The organism is Martinezella lusitana (genome assembly GCF_016901135.1).
Classification (GTDB): Bacteria; Pseudomonadota; Alphaproteobacteria; order Rhizobiales; family Rhizobiaceae; genus Rhizobium; species Rhizobium lusitanum_D.
Window position 1 is genome coordinate 665737 of record NZ_JAFEVL010000045.1, and the last position, 21801, is coordinate 687537.

Below are 21801 nucleotides of genomic sequence, written 5' to 3' on the forward strand. Positions count from 1 at the left end.
CGGTCCTAATCCAACGATCTAGAACGACCGACACAGCGAGCTTAGCAGTCTAAATCCATCACTATCGATACTTGATTGCTATCGATAGTGATAGGCCAAGACGCCGTTAGCTTGCCAATTCACTCCATACGACTGCGCAGGCGTTTCGTACCTCCCGCACCGTTGCCGGCGCGCGTAGATTAAAGAGCCCGCTGTGCTTGCGTTCCAATCGCGATGCCCTGATTGCATCTTTGATCGCGAAGAACACCGAGTTTGCCAGCACCAGAGGCGGCTCCCCCACTTCCTTGGCGGAAAAGATCCCCTGGTCGTCGGGGGGAATGTTGACCACGGATGGATCGTTGCGCGGGAAAAGCGATACATTGAACTCGAGAGGGATCGTCACATGCGCAGGGATTTTATAGCGCCAGGTGTTAGTGGTGTTTAGGTGCCCTTTTTCATTCGGCCCTGTGTCGTCCATCTGGGTCACAAGGTTTTCGGTTAGAAGGAAGCCGATCCCCTGGACGAAGGCGCCTTCGACCTGCCCGACATCAAGCGCGGGATTGAGGCTCCAACCCACGTCATAGACGAGGTCAGAACGCAGGATCGTCGTCTCGCCCGTGAGGATGTCCACCTCGACAACGGAGCAGGCGGCGGAATAGGTAAAGCCAACGAACTGGTTCTGCACGTCGGTAACGGTGGAAACGTGCGCTCTCGTGATGCCGGGTATATCGTTCTGCTCATCCGGTTGCTTGAACCGCAAGACAGGCATGTCGAACTCGCCGTGCTCGATATTGGCGTTGAACGTGGCTGTCAGTGGCAGCCGGTTGACATAGGCCAGACTGACCAGATTCTGCCAGATCAATTTGACCCCTTGCGCAGTCTTCACCAGCGTATTCCAACCGTCCTGTCCGTAGTTCCAGAAATCGACGCCGTTATCCTTACACCAGTCGTTTCCGTTGTCCTTGAGCAGTTGATATCCAAATTCATGCAGCTGTTGCCTTAGCTGCTCGCATGTACGTTTTACGGCTTCCGCGCTATAGGGTGTGCCGGTAGATGCACCGCTGCTGCTCGTATTGGGGGTCGTATCTGTCTGGGGCGATTCGACGTGAACGAGCGTTTGAGGAATATTCAGCACATAGGCCGCAACCTGCCTTACTTGCGTCAGTAGCCCTTGTCCCATGTCGACGCCACCCTGATGAACGATAACCGAACCGTCCGCCTGGTTGACGACAACTATGGCTGAAGACTGCTTCAACTGCTCGAAGTTATATCCGGATCCATATTTGACCGGGATCAGCGCGATGCCCCGTTTGCGCCATTTGTGCTGCGCGTTAAAAGCCTGAACTTTCGCAAGCTGGTCATCGAAGTTCGCCTTGTGCTTCAGGTAGCGCCAAACCTCGCTCATATAACAGGCCGTCAGCGTCTGGCCGTAGGGCGTCACATCACCGCGTTGATAGAAGTTTTTTTCGCGTAGATCCTCCGCGCGCATATTCAGGGCGGCCGCGGCGTCATCGATCAGATTTTCTACGATATTTGTGGCCTGGATGTCGCCAAAGGCTCGCATCGCGGTGTTGGGAGAGGTGTTCGTCCTGCAGACATCGATCTGACTTAGGAAGTTGTCGATCATATATGCATTATCGATACGGGTCTGAATGCAATTGGTGACGATAAAGGAACAATCGTAATAGGCGCCGCCATCGGCCCACATCGTTAGCTGCATGCCCTTGATGGCGCCTTTGTCTTCTGACCGAACCGATCCGTCGTCTACTGCAATTTCTCCGACCCCATAAAGTGCATGTCGCTTGCCTATCATGGCCGTGTCTTCGTCGCGGGGCATCGCGAGACGCACCGGAGTGTCCATGACTGCGGCAGCAACTGCAGTCGGTCCCGTGGTAAAACGAGCCTGCTCGGTCTTGCCCCCGAACGCACCTCCCAGCAGCCGGGTCTGGATCTTGACCTTATTGTATTGCTTCCCGAGAGCCGACGAGACAGTCTGGTGCATCTCCATTGGGCTTTGAGTGGAGGAGTTGACAACGATGCGACCTTCATCCGCGGGAACGGCGAGGCAGGCCTGCGTTTCCATATAGAAATGAGCCTGGCCGCCGGTCTTCTGGTTGTTGACGACATGGACGCAGCTTACTCCGTCAACGGTTTTCGCGTCGGTCGCAGGGGCGGCATCGAGATTGGTTGGAGCTGCCGGGGGGCCTGCCCAGTCCATGCGGCTCCGAAGGCGCCTGACTTGCCAGATATGGCAGAGATAGGGGACCGCTTGGGGCGTGTCAGGGAAGACGCTTCCCTTCTGAATGGCGTCCTCCAGTGTGAGGATGGGGTTTTGCCAGCTTGCGTCCCAAGCTCCTCCCCAGTCGATCGGCATGTAGGCCAGACACTTCGCCGAGACATATTCAGCGATCAGGTTCGCGTCCTGCTCGGTGTCGGCAAGGACAAGCGCGATCGCCTGACCTGCGTAGAGCACCTTATCCACTGCGAACAATGGTTGATCGCCGCCCATGCCTTGAAAGTTAGCAGACTGTATGGGGACGTCCGTGTAGGTTATCAGGCGTCGGAAAGCTGGAAATGTTGCCGTCAAATGGTCGCTCAGTTCGTTGGCGGCGACCGGGGCATTGACCCACTGGAAATTGAACTCCGCCAAGGCGCTTCGGCTTTGAACGAAGGCAGCGTGCAACGTGCCCTGAGGATATGCCAGCTCATGCGTATAGTGTGTTCGGCCTGAACATTGTTCGAGCGCGGTGGCCTTGATGTAAGGTTGGCCCACCGGCGCCTTATAATCCTGCGCCGCGTAATCCTGATGGCCGCCGCTGACAGGCCAGGTCCCCCATGTGATTTCACCGGCCGATGCGAGTTCGGAAGGAACCGACACGCCTACTTTCAAGAGCAATGCGATCCCGGCCTTGAAAAACATGCCTGCGATAAGCTGAGCTTTGAATTCGATCGTAAAACCTTCGTCTGTCGTATCCAGCATTCTCCCCTGCGCTGCCTGTTGGAGAGCATTTGTGGCCGCGGCATATAAATTCGAGCATACCTTCGAAAGAGTTGTCAGGTTTAGACCTGACAACCCGGTGAACGCACTGAAAACCCCTCCATCCGGCGTCCAGATGGCGCCGTCGACCCCGCCGAAATGGACGGAGGTCGTCATGTTCTGAAAGACGTCCCAGTCGAAAGCAATACTGGAATTTATGATAGAATGGGAGTTCACTTCTCTCAGCGCCGTTTTTTGAGCGACAACGAAGTGGCGATCCCGATAGGAAAGTGCCAATGGGACGGTAATCCCCGAAATGATCAAATCATCTGGAGATTGCCCATTCGCCACGCCATCAAATACGTCCTTTAGAACGGTATTTGGACTGGGTACCCACGCACCGTTGCTATAATTATAGACATCAATACTGCAGGACATCGCATCATTGTACACAGCGGTGGCTAGATCCGATGGAAATGGGTCGCCGGTGCCGTTTGCAATATGGTGCAGATAAAGCATCAAGTTGCCGCCGATGGTGGCGGCGTTGCGTACGATGCGGCCCGCGGTCCGCTTCAACATGTAAAAGATCGGATCGCTGAGAGCCTCATCGGATCTGCCGGCGGCATCATAAATCGCCTGGATAGCATCGATGGCCTGACTGTATGTCGCACCAGCAGGTATATGCAAATTACCGGCCTTGCTGCTTATGTCGCCATGCAGTTCGGTGACGCCTGCCAAATCTATGAAGGCGTCAACTTCCACCTCGGCGAACTCGGTCTTGTAGATGCCATAAGACGTGCCGCCGTGGATGAACCGGATTTTCTTTGACTGGCTCCTGAGAGTGAGGTCGATGGTCTCGACGTCCGTTATGTTCGAAGGCGCGAACCATTCTATGCCGGTTCCCTCGATCCAGAGCGGCGGCCCCGACAGGGGTGTCGCCGGAACCGGGATGGTCATTGTCTTCGGCACGTGGAGCGGCAGGTTGTCCTGGAGGCATTTCATGCGGTTTTGCTCGTCCGCTGCGTCCCAATCGCTTGCCCATGTTTCCATTGCGGTGAGGATCGGTCTGTAGCCCGTGCAGCGGCACAGATTTCCGTCGAAGATCCCCTCGATCTGCCTTTTCGTAGCCTGCGGATTGTTGGTAATGAATTCGGACATGTTCATCACGAAACCGACGCTGCAATAGCCGCATTGACTGCCATTATTCGTCGCGAGCGAGTAGGCGACAGGGTTGACATGCGATCCATCGGGTGAGCTGGCGCTTGCGCCGGGCGCTGTATCCATGACCGTCGTTTTGACGTCTCCGAGGAGGTTGAGAGGCAAGGGGGCATTGAAGGGCGCTGCCCAGCGGGAGGCTGTCGGATGATGTGCCGGATAGACCGCAATATCGGTGGGCAATCCGCCCGTTCCTTCGATCGTCGTGATGGCCATTCCATTCAACGAGCAAAGCCTGCGTAGACAGGAATTGATGGCTCGGCTTCTAATTTGACCGCTTGGCCAATCGGACAGAATGACGGTGCAGCCGCCACATCCTCCTTGGCCACAAGGCTTTTTTGTGCCGGTTAGCCGTACCTCAGGCGAGCGTAGATAGTCGACGAGCAAGGCAGACGGCGATGGATTTTCGATCACCACCGTCTCGCCGTTGAGATAGAATTGCAAAGTGGAATTCGGATTCGGCATTTGCTATCTCCTGGCTGATTTAGACGATTGGACGGCCATTCGGGCCGCGACTACGAATTTTCCTCAAACCATGTTGGTTGTAGCTTAGCTTTCGACAGGCCCGGCCGTTCAAGTCCGAGATCTGCCATAGACCTGCCGCGCAAGCAGAAAACCGCTGAGCGTCCGTCAGTTCAGCGGTATGGCGTTCTGATGCTTGCCCTGCTGGTAAAGCGTTGACAGGGAGGCGTACTCGTCTGCTATTGCCGCCGCGCGCGCTTCAAAATGCGAACGCATCGTTCTGTCCGAAACGGCGATCATGTCGCGAATAAACCGGCTCTGCCAGAAGGCGTTCTTGCGGCGGTATTTTCCGGGATTTAATCCAAAAACCTCCTTCAAGATCTTCAAGTCATGAGGAATGCCAAAAGCATCGCGAGAATCCTCGTGGGTGAAAAACGAATAGAAGTTATCGAACCCCGCCCAGGTGATCGCCGAAAGACACATGGGGCAAGGCTCGTGCGTGGACAGGAAGATCAGATCCCTGGTGGATGGTCTTCCTGGCGCCGGCTGTTCGGAAAACCGCTTGAGGGCATGAATCTCGCCATGCCAAAGTGGATTTTCTGTCTCATTGTTCGTTTCTGCCAGGACAACGGAGAGGTCGTCTTTTTTCAATAAGGCGGCACCGAAGATCTTGTTGCCACGCGACACGCCCTGCTGCGTCAGAGGCAGAATATGATCTTCCAATGTGGTCAGAAGGGCGTTCAAAAGCAGATCGTCATTTCCTGGAACATTCATCGCTTGCGGCCCCTTCACGATGCCATGAGGCAAGGGATATGTGTTCCGACCAACATGCCAAGTACGCGACTGGAGTCCACGCTGACCGCAACCTTCTGATCGGGAGCCATATCCCATTCGCCGGGTGGATAGGGTGTTTCCCAATCGCGTTGAATCGTCTGTCCGACCGCGACCCCGTCTGTTGCCACGCGGACTGGTCCTGAGCGCACCTGGAACAGCGATGGATCGACCACATAGACCGCAGCGGTGGAATCATGAACGTAATAGCCGTCAATTCCGAACTGGGCATGAAATGCGCGATACCCTCTTGACGTATCGACGATGAAGCGTCCCGCCTCACCACCATGGGCGGCCAGCCGATCGAGCTCCGCTGGCCCCATAACAACCTGCCGCGTGACATCGAGGCCAATTGCGGTGACGGGCCATGCCGCGCCGAAGACCTCGTCGGCTGCCAGAGGATCTCCGATCATGTTTGCTTCTGCCACGGGTGTCACGTTGCCATTGTGTCCGGAAAGCGAAAATGCACCGCCCATGATCACAACGTCCCTGACAAGGGAGACGATGTCAGGAGCCTCCCGCAGAGCAAGGGCAAGGTTCGTCATCCGCCCCACCGCCAGGAGTGTGACTTCACCCGGATTTGCCCGCACCGTGTCGATAATGAATCGATGCGCGGCGCGCGGATCCGGCTCCGGTAGGCCGCCCGGGTCCACAACAATATCTCCGATCCCGTTCTGGCCATGGACATGAACCGGCGGCAAACCGGTCTCGCCGATGAGCGAGGCGCCAGCGCCGCGCGCGACCGGCGCGGAAATGGCAAAGCGTTTCTTCAGATACAGGGCGTTGCGCGTGACCGTATCGATGTCGGCATTCCCGAAAACGGTGGTAATGCCAACCAACGCCACGGATGGGTAGGCGTTGAGAAACAGAAGTGCTGCCGCATCATCGACGCCGGGGTCAGTGTCGAAGATGACTTTGAGCGATCTGCTCCGCGCGGGGTTTTCTGCACTCAACATCGTCGTCATGCTTTCGCCAGGAGCGTCGGAAAGAAATGTTTCTTGCCCGCTTCAGCTTTCTTGGCGTCCCAGCCGGCGAGAATGACCACCGCGCGGCTGGCAACAGCACAGCACCTCTTGATCGAGTCGGCCGAATCTTCGCGTTCGCGTGTGATTCGATTGGCGCCGACGGAGCAGATCATCCCGCCGCGAAACCCGAACAATTGCGCCAGTGTAAATATGGTCGCTGCTTCCATCTCAAAGTTGGCGACCTTTGCCTTCTGCAGGTCATCGATGACGTGGTCCATCCTCGACTGCCGGAAGCCGCCCGGCATGGGATTGACTTCGCCGGCATAGAAGCTGTCGACGCTGGCAGCGAGGCCTACATGATAGCGTTCGCCCATATCTTCGGCCGCTTGAATCAACGCCATCAGCACCTCGTGATCGGCAACCGCCGGATAGGATCTGTCGACATAGGCGTCGACCGTGCCTGAAAGGCGCAGCGCACCGGTGGAGATGACGAGGTCACCGGGTTTGATCTCCGGCTGAAGGGCGGCGCAGGAACCGACGCGGATGAAGGTGTCGGCGCCGCAATTCGAGAGCTCCACAACTGCGATATCGGTCGAAGGGCCGCCAACGCCATGAGAGCAAGCAGTGATATCGACCCCATCGAGCTTGCCGCGTGCCGTCCGGTACTCACGGAAATAGGCGACCTCTTCGTACGTATCCCAAGAGCTTCCAACGACGGGCACGCGGCCGGGGTCGCCGGGGGTCAGGACGTAGCGAGAAACATCGCCCGGCTTGATCTTCAGGTGCATCTGCAAGCCGCCGGGATGAATGGGTGTGTGTTGGATCGTCATGGTTACCTCCTCAAGTGCTATGTTATTTCGCGGGTATGAATTCGGTCGAATACGTCTTCGAAACGTCAACGCCGGTCTTCAGATCGCCGAATTCCCGAAGCGTTTTTTCGGTCTCTCCGATCACTGCGCCGTCGAAGGCGCAAGCACCCTTGGCCCGTGAGAAATCGGTGTAGACAAAGCTCTCCTGCAGTTCGATCTGCTTGGTCTGTTGCACCGGATCGAGCTGGTTGTTGAGGCCGACGATGGCCTTCACGGCCTCGTCCTTGTGGGTGTAGGCGTAGTCATAGCCCTTTTGTGTCGCTGCGACGAAGCGCTTGACCAAATCCGGGTTGCCATCGACGGTCTTGCGGGCCGCAAAGATCACCTCGGCATAGGTGTCGACACCAAAATCGGAGGGCAATAGCGACGATGTCTTGTGTCCCTGCAGGTCAAGAGCCACGGCTTCGTTGATAACAAAATCGGTCCTGGCGTCGACGGAACCGTTGACCAAGAGTTGGTCGCTCGGCGACACGACCAGCTTGATCTTCTCGAGTGGCACGCCCGCCTTGGCGAGCATTGCTTTGGTCAATGTCCACGGACCGCCTTCCGTATAGGCGAGCGTCTTGCCGATCAGGTCTGCGGGTTTCTTGATGCCGCTCTTCTCCAGCGAGACCACGCCGGCCGGATGGCGCTGGAAGCATGCTGCGACCATGACGAGATCCATGCCGTTGGCGTCACCCAGCAGAATCTGCCCGACATCGTTCGTTCCGAACGTATTTGCGCCTGAAGCCACCAGGGCCGTCGAGTTCAGGTTGGGGCCACCTGGCATAATGTCGACGTCCAGCCCGGCATCGGCGTAGAAGCCCTTCTCGCGGGCCATCACGTAACCGGCGGACTGCACGTTGAGAAGCCACGGCAGCCGAAGCGAGACCTTGTCGGCCGCAAAAGCTGATGCCGAAAGAGCAATGACGGCGGTCAGCGTCAGGGCAGCAGAAAGGGTTTTTGCACCTAATCTCATTGCAAAGTCTCCGAACAGGTTGGGAAATGTTTCAGGCGTCCATGCTGGCTTCGGGCCAGAACAGGCTGATTTTTTCGATGATGACGACGAGATAGAACATCAGGATGGTTGCGACGGATGACGCCACGATCGCGGAGAAGAGCATAGCAGCGTCCTGCTGGTAGCCGGCTGTGACGATGACGGTGCCGATCCCGAAATTGGCACCGGTAAACTCCGCCACGATGGCACCGATGACGGCCGTGCTGGAACTCACCTTGGCAGCCGCGAAAATATAGGGGAGGGCGGCGTAGAACCGAGCGTGACGAAAAGTTTGCGCCTTGGTTGCACCAATGACGGAAAGAAACTCCAAGCTTTGCCGATCGACGGTGCGCAGTCCCTTTACCGTGTTGACCAGGGTCGGGAAGAAACATGCCATCGCCGCGATCGCCACCTTGGGCGGTAGGCCGAAGCCAAGCCAGATAGTAAGGAGCGGAGCAATGGCAAGAATGGGGATCGCCTTCAAGGTGATCGCCCACGGGAAAAGTGCCCGCTCGGCCGCTTTCGAATAGAGGAAGAGGACAGCAAGCGAAACGGCAAAAGCCGTGCCGATGATGAAGCCGAGAACCGCCGCAGCCATGGTCCAGGCGAGGTTCTGCACTAGCATGTCACGTGCTTCCCATAGTTTTACGCCGATGGCACTGGGGGCGGGAAGCAGATAGCTCGGAATGGCGAAGAGCTTCACCGCGGCTTCCCAGACGACCCCGATCGCAACAAAGAGACCGATGGCCGGTGCCAGATCGATGAGGCGGGAAACGAAGCGGGCGATGGTGACTTGTATGGACGGTACGACGAGATCATTGCTCATGGATCAATGCCTCCAGTTCCTGCATCTGGCGCACATAATCGGCACCGGCGCGGAACGCGGGATTGCTGACACGCGGATTGAGAACGGGAACGATCGATTTCACTCGGCCAGGGCGCGGGGCCATGACGACGATCTGATCCGAAAGATAAAGCGCCTCGCTGAGCGAATGTGTGACGAAAACCACCGTCAGGCCGCGTGTTTTCCAGATGCGGATCAATTCGTCATGCATCTCGTGGCGCGTGAAATCATCGAGAGCCCCAAATGGCTCGTCCATCAGCAGAATGTCCGGCTCATAGGATAGAGCCCGCGCGATCGAGACGCGTTGCCGCATACCGCCGGAAAGTTGAGCCGGATAGTGATCTGCAAAGGCATCCAGGTGGACGAGATTGAGAAGATCGAGAACCTTCTCTTTCCGTTCAGCCGGAGAGCCTGAGCCGAGGATCGCCAGAGGAAGTTCCACATTCTGGAAAACCGTCTTCCACGCAAAGAGGCTGGCGTCCTGGAAGACAAAACCGAATTTCTTGCGGCGCTGGTATTCTATAGAGGAAAGGCCATGAACCCGTACCTCACCCCTTGTCGGTGGTATGAGATTGCTGATGATCCGAAGCAAGGTCGATTTTCCGCATCCACTTCTTCCGATAATCGAAATGAAGCGATTTTCAGGGATGCATAAATTGACGTCGACCAGTGCGTCGACGGCAGCGCATTTGCCGGCAAACGACATGGAGACGTCTCTAATTTCGATCGCAGTGCGCGCGGCGATTGAGTCTGATATCACCTGTTCAATCGAGGGGAAGATCTCCCCCGTCGGTTTGACTAGCATTTCGTTCCCCTGGTTCCGATTGCCCTCAGGCGGCCTGCCGCCCTTTCTTTGGCATCGCTGAATGTGCCTTTCTGGCCTTCTCTTCAGTAATTTCGATGATATGACCGTCAGACGGTCTTGCACCAGCAGATTTATTGGCGCTTGCTGCTCGAATAATTCGCTCACTTGGAGGCTGGCTTGGCTCTTCTGAAGACCTCACTCATTCAATTCGATGCTGCAATCCGGCATGGCTCCATCCGAAAGGCGGCTGAAAGCCTGAATGTCGCATCCTCGGCCATGAACCGCCAACTTCTTCAACTCGAACAGGAGATCGGCGCCGAACTGTTCGAACGACTGCCACGTGGTATTCGGCCGACGGCTGCGGGTGGAGTTCTTCTCAGTTATATTCGTCGTTGGAACAGAGAGGCGGTGCTGGTTAAACAAGAGATTGGCAGCCTCAGTGGTGGCGTGCGCGGAACGATCCGGATTGCCGCCGCAGAAACCTTCACCGAGGACCTGTTGCCGAACGCAATGATGCGGTTGGAGGCTACTTTTCCGCATGTGAACTACACGTTGATCTCGGGTGACAACCAACGCATTACAAACGAGCTCCTGGCAAAGGAAGCGGATCTCGTGCTCGCTTACGACGTCAGCGATCATGTCCGTGCTGAACGAGTGCATTCGGTCACCGATCCGATCGGCATTATCACCGCTCCAGACCATCCGTTGTCCCGAAAGGACGTTGTGACGCGGGCCGATATTGCTGAATGGGCACTCATTGCGCCGGGTGACGACTGGCTTCGGCATAGCGGGTTGAAGCACATCTTTGAGGGTGAGCAGGCTCCCGGCCGCATCGTCGCGCGCGCCGAACGTCCCGGCATTCTGAAGGCTCTCGTTCGTTCTGGCTTGGGTATCGCTTTCCTCTCGCTGCTCGGCGTGGAAAAGGAGGTCTCGGAAGGCAAGCTTGCGTGGACACCGCTTGCCTCTGGCATTATGGAACCGGCGCGGATTTCGCTCCTAGTACCGCGTGGCCGAGTGCAACCCGTTTACATGATGGAATTCATTGAGATCGTGAAAGGTGAATTGGGTGAGTACACGCGCGCCAATCGTCAGAGTTTTAGGACGTCGCAAACGTGAGGTTCCTCGGCGAGAGCCAAGCCCGTAAAAGGAGGGTGGCCAATCGGCCCTTTATGCCAGTTGTTGAAGGCTGCCCCACAACCAATTGTAACAAGCGAGTTTCAACTGCAGGGCTGCTACAGTGCGCACGGCAGTACTCGAAAGCGCGCCCTCGCAAATACGTGGAGCGCGAAATCGATTGTCTAGCGGTTCACCAGCCTGGCGGGTACCAAAAACAGGATGAGAATAGCTGACATCAGTAGCGAGCCCGCGATGAGATATAGGCCTGAATCGAGGGTGCCTGTCTGGGTCTTGAGATAACCAACTACTGCCGGACTCACGAAGCCCGCCAGATTTCCGGTGCAGTTGATCAATGCAATGCCCGCGGCCGCCGCTCCTCCGCCAAGAAATGACGTCGGCAGCGCCCAAAACATTGGCAGCGCGCTAATCACGCCGATGGCAGCAAGCGACAAACCGACCATCGAAATTAATGTGCTTCCGCCAGTCTGGGTCAGTAGTACGAAACCTGATGCGCCGACAAGGGCAGGGAGAATTACATGCCAACGGCGCTCGTGCGTTTCGTCGGCGTGACGGCCATTTAGCAGCATACAGATCAAAGCCAAAGCGTACGGTATTATCGTAAGCAACCCGATCGTGAAGTTGTTTGTCACCCCGGATTGCTTGATGATTGCCGGCTGCCAGAACCCGATGCCGTACGATCCCATTACAATGCCGAAGAGAATTGCGCACATCAACCACACGCGCCAAGTCTTAAACGAGGATAGCATCGAAACCTGCGTTTTGCCTCTGGCCTCGGCGTCAATCTGAGAAGACAAATAGTTCTTTTCACTAGGGGAGAGCCATTTGGACGCGGCAATACTGTCTTCTAGTCGTGCAAAGATAATCACACCGAGAACTATGGCTGGGATCGCCTCCAGTATAAACATCCACTGCCACCCGGCAAAGCTACGGTAGCCTTCCAACTGGTTCATAATGCCTCCCGAAAGCGGGCCACCAATCATGCCCGATACGGGATTCCCAGCCATGAGCACCGCCATCATCTTGCCGCGCCGATGGGACGGAAACCAATAGGTAAGATAGAGGACCAAGCCTGGAAAGAACCCGGCTTCCGCCACACCAAGAGCTGCGCGAGCGGTATAGAATTGCCATGGCTCTGTTACGAAGGCTGTGCAGGCAGAGACAATGCCCCAGACCACCATCACCCGGCAAATCCAAACGCGCGCGCCGATTTTATGCAATATTATGTTACTGGGCACTTCGAATAAAAAGTATCCCAGAAAGAATACGCCAGCGCCTATTCCGTAGACGGTTTCGCTAAATTTCAAATCATTCATCATTTGAAGTTTAGCGAAGCCAATATTTACGCGGTCCAAATATGCGATCACATAACCTATGAACAGCATTGGCATGATACGCCATGCTAGCCGCCGATAGAGTCCTTCCTCGGCGACTTCTGTTGCTGCCTCTGCCGAATTGCTGACGCTCGACATGTGTTCGTTCCTCCCAGAACGTAGTGTGCTGCCCGGCTGAGAAAGCGCTCGGCATTGAGCGCTCCGGCATGGAAGCTTCATTGAAGATTCTAAATGCTGATGCCGAGGCATCGTCCTCGTTTCGACCGTACCTGACGATTTCGGAACCATTGGACGTCGAGCACCCTTCCTGATCGCAGGCTAAGATCGCGATCTCAGATTGTCAATAATTTCATCAATAATTTTGACAATGATTAATTTGATAATTATATTGAGAAAAATCGGGCGTCGATCTTTCTCATCTGGCAAAGTCAGTCGATGCACACGGAAAGGAATCGGTATGCCCAACTCGGAACGCAGCATGAGCCATGAAGAGAATGCCGATTCAGAGGCTCGCTCGATGACGCTTGCGGCGATGGTGGCGGCACTGGAGGAAGACATCGTATTAGGCCGCCTTCACCCACGCGAAAGGCTGGTCGAAGATGAACTGATCGCTCGCCTCGGGGGAACGCGACATCTTGTGCGACAAGCTCTTATGGAGCTTGATCGGATTGGTTTGATTGACCGCATTCCAAATCGCGGCGCGCTGGTCAGGAGCTACACTGCGGATGAAGTCGAGCACCTCTACGTACTTCGCGAATTGCTGGAGACGAAAGCAGCGAGCCTGATTCCTCTCCCCCTGGATCCTATTGCATTGGATGAGCTCAAGAGGCGACAAGCCGTCCATGACATTGCCGTTCAGCAGGCGGATTTGGCCGGGATTTTCCGTGCCAATCTGGCCTTTCATCGCCACCTGTTTGGGTGCTGCAACAACGCGTTTCTTTCAGGAGCTGTGGAAGCTGCTTCGCAGCGTGCCCATAGCGTGCGATTTCTTGTTTTAACGAACGCGCAAAGCCGCGAGACCGCGCGTCTTGAACACCACGCCATGATCGCTGCCATAGAAAACAACGATCGCGAGGCTCTCATCAGACTATGCCGCGACCATCTGCCAGCGTCGAAGTTAGCCTATCTACGAGCTTACGGTTCTACACGCTGAGAAAAAATAGCGACTTGCTCAGGAGCACTCATGAATGACGCACCCAAGCCACTTGGTCTAAGCAACGGCCTTACCAACTATGGTGACCAAGATTTCGCGCGCTATCTGCGGTTATCCATGGCCAGAGCCATGGGTTATTCGTCGAGCCTCCTCCAAAAGCCTGTGGTCGGTATTGCCAGCACCTACAGCGAGTTCAACAATTGCCATCGCGGCGTTCCGGAACTCGTAACTGCTGTGAAGCGCGGTGTCTTGGCTGCGGGTGGATTGCCACTGGAGTTTCCCACCATCTCGCTGGGAGAAGTGTTCCTCAATCCGACGAGCCTGTTTTTTCGCAACCTTATGTCTATGGACACGGAGGAAATGATCAAGGGCCAGCCCATGGACGCGGTTGTGTTGGTGGGAGGCTGCGACAAGACGGTTCCGGCCCAACTCATGGGCGCTGTGTCAGCCGGCCTGCCAACTGTGCAGGTGGTGACCGGTCCGATGATGACCGGCCGTTGGCGCGGCGAACGGCTTGGAGCCTGTACGGATTGCCGGCGGTTCTGGGCGAGATTCCGCGCGGGCGATATCGACGGAGAGACGATTCGAGAAGTTGAAGGCAATCTTGCGACGACGGCTGGTACTTGCGCAGTGATGGGAACAGCAAGCACTATGGCATCCCTTGCTGAAGCATTGGGAATAATGCTTCCCGGTACTGCCGCCATTCCTGCGGTGCACGCCGACCGCATCCGCGCAGCCGAGGCTTCAGGAGCGGCTGCGATGGAACTCATTCGCGCTGGGACCACCATCCGCGATGTAATCACACCGAAATCGGTTGAGAATGCGCTGCGTGTTCTCCTGGCAATCGGCGGCTCGACCAATGCGATTATCCATCTCACCGCGATCGCTGGCCGCGCTGGTATCGAGATTGATCTGCGTCGCTTGAACGAATTATCCGATACCACGCCGGTGTTGGTGGATCTCAAGCCTACCGGCTCATTCTACATGGAGGACCTCTACGCTGCCGGCGGGATAGGTGCCGTCATGCGCGAATTGAAGCCGCTTCTGCATCTCGATTGCCTCACCGTTTCCGGCGAGACACTCGGAGCGCGTTTAGAGGGTTCGTCCGGCTTCGTCGATCGTGCGGTAATACGATCGCTGGACAATCCCCTGCAGCCGCAGGGCGGCCTTGTCGCGCTATTTGGTGATCTTGCGCCCCGGGGCGCAATTTTGAAACGGGCAGCAGCGGACCCGAAACTATTTGAGAAGGAGGGTCGGGCAGTTGTCTTTACGTCGCTAGAGGATCTTTCTGCACGCATCGATGATCCGGATCTCGATGTCCGAGCCGATGATTTCCTTGTCCTTCAGAATGCCGGACCTCTCAGTCCTTCCGGCATGCCGGAGGCTGGGTACATACCAATCCCACAAAAATTGGCCCAAGCGGGTGTAAAGGATATGGTCCGAATCTCAGATGCGCGGATGAGCGGCACAGCCTATGGAACTATCGTTTTGCACGTAACGCCGGACGCTGCGTCTGGCGGCCCCCTTGGACTAGTACGCACTGGCGATCGAATCCGTCTCTCAGTCGAGACGCGACGCATCGATCTTCTAGTCGATGAGATCGAAATGGCGACGCGACGAGCGACAACGATTCCCATTACGGCAAATCCTACTCGAGGCTATGCGCGGCTCTACAGTCGCGAGGTGTTGCTTGCCGACCAAGGGTGCGATTTTGACTTTCTGCTTGCCACACCACAAAAGGATTGAACAATCGTGCGGAGAATTCGCATCTGCCATTGAGAAAACGGGAACAAACGCGACAAGGCTTCCGGTCGATCGGCTCGCTGCAGCAATTCGTGTCGACCTTCTCCGCCGTCCGTAACCTCTTCGTCCCGTTCCAGTCCAGATGTGCCGCATCGCAAATTCGATCTCATCGCCGTCAGGCTATGGACGAATGGAGGGTCGTGGCGACCGAACTCGCCTGAAAACACGCAATGGCTATCGTGCGTCTACATCACAAACAATGTGACAGCACCATTGGCACAGTTCGGATCGGCGTGATGGCAATGGCTACACGTTTATGTGACCTACTTTCAAATATCTTTCGTTGAAGATAGGTTTGGGAGCATGAGAGGTTCGCCCATTATCCATCGGCTGTTTCTGTTCATCGCCATGCTCGCGGTCGTCGTCGGCCCGATGAGCATCGGGCTGGCGAGCAGTGCTATGGCCTCTTCTGCTCCGGCGATGGCCGACGGCATGAGCGGCGGAATGGCCGGTATGCAGATGGCGGAAGGCATGCCGTGCTGCCCTGAACAGCAACCGGTCAAGCCAGACTGCGGCAAGGGATGCCTATTGTCGCTGGTCTGCACAACCTCGGTCGTCTCCCACACTCCCGACGCCCACGGTTGGTCGTTTGCGATTTCCTGGCTGTCCCATCGCTACGATCTTTTCCCGGCCTCGCAACTGACGTCCGCGCTCATCGAGCCTCCGGCCCGACCTCCGAAAGCCTGATCTCAAGACATTTTTGAAGCACGTCCACGGCTCTCGCCGGATGCTAAGCGCATCGGCTCGATCCCATGGCAATCAATTTTGACCGAGGATGCGGCCTGAACGCCCATCCCGATGAGATCAGATATCATGAACAAGACTACCTTTTCCGCGGGAGCGATGCTCCTTGCCGGCGTGTTGATCGTCGGCTCCGCCACCGTGTCCTTTGCGGCCTCGCAGGACTACGAATTCCAGCCGGTCTCGACCGACGTCAAGCAGGGGCAAGGCTCACTGGTCTCCGTCCGCTTGGTCGACAAGCGCACGGGCAAGCCTGTTCCCGATGCCGTCATCTTCACCACGCGCATGGACATGGCCCCCGAGGGCATGGAGATGATGACGATCCCGGTCGAGGCGACGGCTTCCACTGAACCGGGCGTCTACGCTTTCAAGGCTGACTTCACCATGGCGGGCGGTTGGCGCTTCAAGCTTGGAGCCAAGGTCCAGGGCGAGCCGGATACAGTTCAGGGTGAACTCATCCTGAAGGCAGCCCCTTGAGCAAGCCACTACGTGTGGCAGCCACGCTCTCCCTCGCCGTATTGCTCGGCGGGGGAGGCTATTGGGCTGGCACGAACAACTTTGGCAAGGTTCTCGGCCTTTCCTTCGCCGAGACGGCGCTTGCCACGCCGGCAGCTTCCATGATCGCGCCGACGGGCGCGATCATTTACTACCGCCATCCGGACGGCCTCCCGCAGTTCTCTGCAACGCCGAAGAATGCCGTGGATGGCCGGCCGTTCATCGCCGTGCATGCGAGCGAGGACGTGAATTTCGCCGACGCCGCGGCACCAGGGCCGGCCGAAGCGGAAACGACCGTGGTGTCGTCCGCAGTCGCGCCCGGGAAAGGGAAACTTCTCTATTACCGCAACCCGATGGGCCTGCCGGACACATCGAAGGTGCCAAAGAAGGACGCCATGGGCATGGATTACATCCCGGTCTATGAGGGTGAACAGAGCGATGCCTCGACCGTGAAAGTTTCGCTGGGCAAGCTTCAGCGCACGGGCGTGAAGACCGCGATCGCCGAGATGGCCAGCATCAGCCGGAAAATCCAGGTGCCGGGCACCGTCACCTTGGACGAGCGCCTCGTCAGCATCATCTCGATGCGGACGGATTCCTTCGTCGATGATGTCGCCAATGTCACGACGGGCGACCGGATCAGTAAGGGCCAAAGCCTCTTCCGCTTCTATTCGAAGGAGATCGCCACCGCGGCGTCCGAGTTCGCTGCTGGTGGACGGGGAGATATGCGAGCAAGCGGAGACGCCGGTTCGGCGTTGCGCCTCAAGAACCTCGGCGTTTCGGATGAAACGATTGCAGGCATTGCCCGGACCCATCAAGTGCCGACCAGCATCAGCTATCTTGCACCGCGCGACGGCATCGTTCTTGAGCGCCTGGCGTCGCCGGGCATGATGGCCAAGCCAGGTGACGTGCTGTTCCGCATTGCCGATATCTCCAACGTCTGGGTGCTCGCTGACGTCCCGGAATATAATCTCGGTTCCGTCCGCAACGGAGCCGAGGTCAATGTCACTGTCAGGAGCCTTCCCGGCAGGACATTCAAGGGCGTGGTCGATCTGATCTATCCGCAGGTCGATATGCAGACACGGACGACGAAGGTCCGCATCGAGCTTCCCAATCCAGATGGCCTACTGCTGGCTAACATGTACGCCGACGTCGAGATCGAGGCAGGAGCCCCGAACCCTGTCGTCGCTGTCCCCAACAGCGCCGTCATCGATACGGGCGACCGCCAGGTCGTGTTCATCGACAAGGGCGACGGTCAGTTCGAGCCGAAGGACGTCAAGCTCGGCGTCCGGGGCGAGGACCAGACGGAGATCACCAAGGGCGTCGCCGCTGGCGACAAGGTGGTGGTTGCCGCCAACTTCCTGCTCGATGCCGAAAGCAACCTGAACTCGGCGCTCAGCGCCATGACATCAGAGGAGACGAAACCATGATCTCCCGCGTCATCTCGTGGTCCGCCCACAATCTTGTCCTGATCTTCGTCGGCGCGGCACTTGCCGTCGCCGGCGGCGTCTACGCGCTGCGGTCCCTGCCGCTCGACGCCATCCCGGATCTCTCCGACATCCAGGTCATCGTCTACACCGAATATCCGGGCCAGGCGCCGCAGGTGGTTGAGGACCAGGTCACCTATCCGCTGACGACATCGATGCTGACGGTGCCGAAGTCCAAGGTCGTAAGGGGCTTCTCCTTCTTCGGCGTCTCCTTCGTCTATGTGATCTTCGATGACGGCACCGATCCCTATTGGGCACGAAGCCGCGTTCTCGAATATCTCAACGCCGCGCAGAGCCGCCTGCCGCAGGGCGTCACGCCGACGCTCGGTCCCGATGCCACAGGTGTCGGCTGGGTCTACCAATATGCCGTTGTCGCCAAGCAATTGTCGCTCGCCGAACTGCGGTCTCTGCAGGACTGGGTGGTGCGCTTTGCCGTCTCCAAGTCCGAAGGCGTCTCGGAAGTCGCAAGCGTCGGCGGCTTTGTGAAGCAATACTCCATCGTCGTCGATCCGGCTCGGCTGAAAGCGCAGGGCGTCACGCTCAACGATGTCGCCAACGCCGTGCGCGCCAGCAACACGGATGTCGGCGGCCGCACCGTCGAGCTGTCCGAGTTCGAGTTCATGGTGCGCGGTCGCGGCTACCTCAAGGGCATTCCCGACATCGAAAACATCGTGCTGAAAAGCCAGAACGGCGTGCCGCTCAAGCTGAGCGACGTCGCCAGGGTTGAGCTTGTGCCCGACGAACGCCGCGGCATCACCGAATTGAACGGCGAAGGCGAGGTCGCAAGCGGCATCGTGCTGCAACGGTTCGGTGCCAATGCCCTGACGGTCATCGACAATGCCAAAAAGAGCCTAGAGTCGATCAAGAGCAGCCTTCCTGCCGGCACTGAGATCGTTCCTGTCTACGACCGCTCGACGCTGATCGAGGCAGCGATCGAAACCCTGAAAGGCACACTGGTCGAGGAATCGATCGTCGTCGCATTGGTGACGATTGCGTTCCTCCTTCATGTCCGCAGCGCGCTCGTCGCCATCATCATGCTGCCGGTCGGCATCCTGATGGCCTTCATCGCCATGAAGCTGCTCGGCATCGGAGCCAACATCATGAGCCTTGGCGGCATTGCGATTGCCATCGGCGCAATGATCGACGCGGCGATCGTCATGATCGAGAATGCGCACAAGCATCTCGAGCGAGCGCCGCCCGACAAGCCGAGGGTGGAAATCCTCGTGGAGGCGGCAAGCGAAGTTGGCCCGGCGCTGTTCTTCAGCCTGCTGATCATCACCGTGTCGTTCCTGCCGATCTTCACGCTGGAATCGCAGGAAGGCCGTCTGTTTGGGCCGCTCGCCTTCACCAAGACCTTCTCGATGGCGGCGGCTGCGCTGCTGTCGGTGACGCTGGTACCCGCCCTGATGATCCTCTTCGTCAGGGGATATATCGTCCCGGAACATAAGAACCCGCTGAATAGATTCCTCATCTGGATCTACCGTCCGGTCATATCAGGTGTTCTGAGGGTGAAGACGCTGACCATCCTTGCAGCGCTTGTTATCCTCGGGGTCACGGTTTGGCCCGTCCAGCACATCGGCAGCGAATTCATGCCCAATCTCGACGAGGGGACGCTGATGTACATGCCGACCACCTTGCCCGGCATCTCCATCACCAAGGCCGCCGAACTGATGCAGACGCAGGACCGCATCATCAAATCCTTCCCCGAAGTGCAGAGCGTCTTCGGCAAGGCGGGCCGTGCGCTCACCGCAACCGACCCGGCTCCAACAGAAATGTTCGAAACGATCATCACGCTGAAGCCGAAATCGGAATGGCGGCCGGGGGTGACGACCGACAGCCTGAAACAGGAGATGGATGCGGCCCTGCAGTTCCCCGGCGTCTCCAATGCCTGGACGATGCCGATCCGCGCCCGCATCGACATGCTCTCGACTGGCATCAGGACGCCTGTCGGCGTCAAGGTCTACGGCACTGATCTCGGCGAAATGGAGAGGATCGCCCGGCAGATCGAGACGGTGCTGAAGACGGTGCCTGGTACGTCGAGCGCCTATGCGGAGCGGGTAATCGGCGGCTACTATCTCGACATCGTTCCGGACCGGACGGCGCTCGGCCGGTATGGTCTGACCATCAATGACGTCCAGGACGTCGTCGGCATGGCGCTCGGCTCCGAGGTCGTCACCTCGACGGTCGAAGGCCGGGAACGCTATGGAGTGGCGATCCGATATCCGAGGGCATTCAGGAGCGATCCGCAATCCATCGCTAGGGACGTGCAGATTTCCCTGCCAGGCGGCGGTACCATTCCTCTCGGCGAAGTGGCGGAGGTCAAGCTGACCCGCGGCGCGACGACGATCCGCACGGAGAACGGCCAGCTCGCCGTCTATATCTATGTCGACATCGCCAACCGCGATCTCGGCGGCTATGTTGCGGAAGCCCAGCAGGCGGTTGCCAAAAGCGTGAGGATGCCACCCGGCTACTCCGTTGCCTGGAGCGGCCAGTTCGAATATCTCGAGCGGGCCGAGGCGCGGCTCGCCGTTGTCGTTCCCCTGACGCTAGCGCTGATCTTCCTGCTTCTCTACCTCAACTTCAAGGCGCTAACAGAGACGATGATCGTCATGCTGTCCTTGCCGTTCGCGCTGGTCGGCGGCATCTGGCTGATGTGGTGGATGGGCTTCAACGCCTCGGTTGCCGTCGCCGTCGGATTCATCGCGCTCGCAGGCGTCGCGGCGGAGACGGGGGTGATCATGCTGATCTACATCGATCATGCCATGAAGGAACAGCGCGAGAGATGCGAGGCGGAGGGTCGCCCGTTCACCAGGCTTGACCTCAACAGGGCCATCATGGTCGGCGCGGTCGAGCGTGTCCGGCCTAAGATGATGACGGTCGTCGCCATCATGGCGGGTCTCGTGCCGATCCTCTGGAGAACCGGTACGGGTTCCGAGATCATGCAGCGCATCGCCGTACCGATGATCGGCGGCATGGTGTCGTCGACGCTGCTCACCCTGATCGTCATTCCGGCGGTCTACGGGCTGGTCAAGGGATGGCGACTGCCTGTGACGGCCGCCATCGATAAGTCCATCGCCGAACACAACGAACGCAGTTTCGAGGCCGCCGAATAACAACCCGGTCGGAGTCGCTTATCGACTCCGACCGATCCCCATGGGTTCGCTATCGATAGCTATTAGCTGCAGCAGGCGTTCTTTCCGGCAGAGGGGCTGCAGCAGGATGCCGCGTTTTGCTCGGCCAGCCAGCGATCGCGCGGTTTGCAGCTCGCCGGCCGCGGTGAGAGCTCGACATGCACGGCGCCGGCGCGCAGTACCGGCATGCCTGCGCGATAGAGCTGCATCGGCCGTACGCCGTCGCTGACTTCGAAGGTCAGCTTGGCGGAATCGTCGAGCTTCACGTGCTCGGTCACCTTGCGGATGATGGCGTAGAATTTGCCGGCCGGCATATGGGTGCGATCGCCCTCCTCGATGTCCCAGAGCTGAATGAAAATCTCCATCCATGCCTCGGGATTGGCGCCGCAATCGAGAGCGGAGAACTGGCCAGCCTTGACCTCGGTGACGTGGTAGCCGGGCTTTACCCGGCGACCGTCGTAATAGAATACCAGCGAAGAATCCTTGGCGCCGGCCAGCGTGTTCAGCAGCAACCCGAGGTTAATGTCGTCTTCCTGAATTTTGCTATTGTCGATGGCGTTCATCCACGTTATTCCTCGTTTCAATGCTTCAAGGATTGTTGAA

Annotated in this window: 16 protein-coding genes and 1 pseudogene; 8 read left to right on the forward strand and 9 right to left on the reverse strand. The window is 57.8% G+C overall.

The window, feature by feature from the left end; translation table 11 throughout:
- Positions 1–106: 106 nt before the first annotated feature.
- From JTP94_RS18940 to JTP94_RS18970, 7 genes are all read right to left on the reverse strand, one after another.
- Positions 107–4636 (reverse strand): molybdopterin cofactor-binding domain-containing protein, encoded by a 4530-nt coding sequence (locus JTP94_RS18940; RefSeq protein WP_204852001.1) that lies wholly within the window; start codon positions 4634–4636, stop codon positions 107–109.
- Positions 4637–4801: 165 nt separating this feature from the next.
- Complete coding sequence (locus JTP94_RS18945; RefSeq protein WP_246755088.1) at positions 4802–5407, reverse strand: deaminase; 606 nt, start codon at positions 5405–5407, stop codon at positions 4802–4804.
- Positions 5408–5421: 14 nt separating this feature from the next.
- Entirely contained in the window at positions 5422–6420 is a 999-nt protein-coding gene (locus tag JTP94_RS18950) for a nucleoside hydrolase (protein WP_204852331.1), read from the reverse strand.
- A gap of 5 nt (positions 6421–6425) precedes the next feature.
- A complete protein-coding gene (locus JTP94_RS18955) occupies positions 6426–7259 on the reverse strand; it encodes a nucleoside phosphorylase (RefSeq protein WP_204852002.1) in 834 nt (277 codons plus the stop codon).
- Positions 7260–7281: 22 nt separating this feature from the next.
- Complete coding sequence (locus JTP94_RS18960) at positions 7282–8256, reverse strand: ABC transporter substrate-binding protein (RefSeq protein WP_204852003.1); 975 nt, start codon at positions 8254–8256, stop codon at positions 7282–7284.
- A gap of 31 nt (positions 8257–8287) precedes the next feature.
- Positions 8288–9100 (reverse strand): ABC transporter permease, encoded by an 813-nt coding sequence (locus JTP94_RS18965; protein ID WP_204852004.1) that lies wholly within the window; start codon positions 9098–9100, stop codon positions 8288–8290.
- Positions 9090–9923, reverse strand: coding sequence for an ABC transporter ATP-binding protein (locus tag JTP94_RS18970; protein ID WP_204852005.1), 834 nt, complete (start codon positions 9921–9923; stop codon positions 9090–9092). The genes JTP94_RS18965 and JTP94_RS18970 overlap by 11 nt, the downstream gene beginning before the upstream one ends.
- Positions 9924–10100: 177 nt before the next feature.
- Here JTP94_RS18970 and JTP94_RS18975 point away from each other — a divergent pair, with 177 nt between their 5' ends.
- Positions 10101–11039, forward strand: coding sequence for a LysR family transcriptional regulator (locus JTP94_RS18975; RefSeq protein ID WP_204852006.1), 939 nt, complete (start codon positions 10101–10103; stop codon positions 11037–11039).
- 182 nt (positions 11040–11221) lie between these two features.
- Here the strand turns inward: JTP94_RS18975 and JTP94_RS18980 are convergent, their stop codons facing one another.
- Positions 11222–12529: an MFS transporter gene (locus tag JTP94_RS18980; protein ID WP_204852007.1), complete on the reverse strand. Its 1308-nt coding sequence runs from the start codon at positions 12527–12529 to the stop codon at positions 11222–11224.
- 340 nt (positions 12530–12869) lie between these two features.
- Here JTP94_RS18980 and JTP94_RS18985 point away from each other — a divergent pair, with 340 nt between their 5' ends.
- From JTP94_RS18985 to JTP94_RS19015, 7 genes and pseudogenes are all read left to right on the forward strand, one after another.
- Positions 12870–13544 (forward strand): GntR family transcriptional regulator, encoded by a 675-nt coding sequence (locus tag JTP94_RS18985; RefSeq protein ID WP_204852008.1) that lies wholly within the window; start codon positions 12870–12872, stop codon positions 13542–13544.
- Positions 13545–13574: 30 nt separating this feature from the next.
- Positions 13575–15290: a dihydroxy-acid dehydratase gene (locus JTP94_RS18990; protein ID WP_204852009.1), complete on the forward strand. Its 1716-nt coding sequence runs from the start codon at positions 13575–13577 to the stop codon at positions 15288–15290.
- A pseudogene (locus JTP94_RS35585) lies at positions 15281–15508 on the forward strand (DDE-type integrase/transposase/recombinase); the annotation flags it as partial. The gene JTP94_RS18990 and the pseudogene JTP94_RS35585, both read left to right, overlap by 10 nt.
- Positions 15509–15650: 142 nt before the next feature.
- Positions 15651–16034: a hypothetical protein gene (locus JTP94_RS19000; protein WP_204852010.1), complete on the forward strand. Its 384-nt coding sequence runs from the start codon at positions 15651–15653 to the stop codon at positions 16032–16034.
- Between the two features lie 111 nt (positions 16035–16145).
- The gene (locus JTP94_RS19005) at positions 16146–16565 is read left to right on the forward strand and encodes a FixH family protein (RefSeq protein ID WP_204852011.1); all 420 of its coding nucleotides are present in this window, start codon (positions 16146–16148) and stop codon (positions 16563–16565) included.
- On the forward strand, positions 16562–18010 hold the full coding sequence (locus JTP94_RS19010; protein WP_210384189.1) for an efflux RND transporter periplasmic adaptor subunit: 1449 nt from the start codon (positions 16562–16564) through the stop codon (positions 18008–18010). Before JTP94_RS19005 ends, JTP94_RS19010 begins: the two co-directional genes overlap by 4 nt.
- Entirely contained in the window at positions 18007–21180 is a 3174-nt protein-coding gene (locus tag JTP94_RS19015) for an efflux RND transporter permease subunit (RefSeq protein WP_204852012.1), read from the forward strand. The genes JTP94_RS19010 and JTP94_RS19015 overlap by 4 nt, the downstream gene beginning before the upstream one ends.
- Positions 21181–21242: 62 nt before the next feature.
- Here the strand turns inward: JTP94_RS19015 and JTP94_RS19020 are convergent, their stop codons facing one another.
- Positions 21243–21761 (reverse strand): DUF6428 family protein, encoded by a 519-nt coding sequence (locus tag JTP94_RS19020; protein WP_204852013.1) that lies wholly within the window; start codon positions 21759–21761, stop codon positions 21243–21245.
- Positions 21762–21801: the final 40 nt, after the last annotated feature.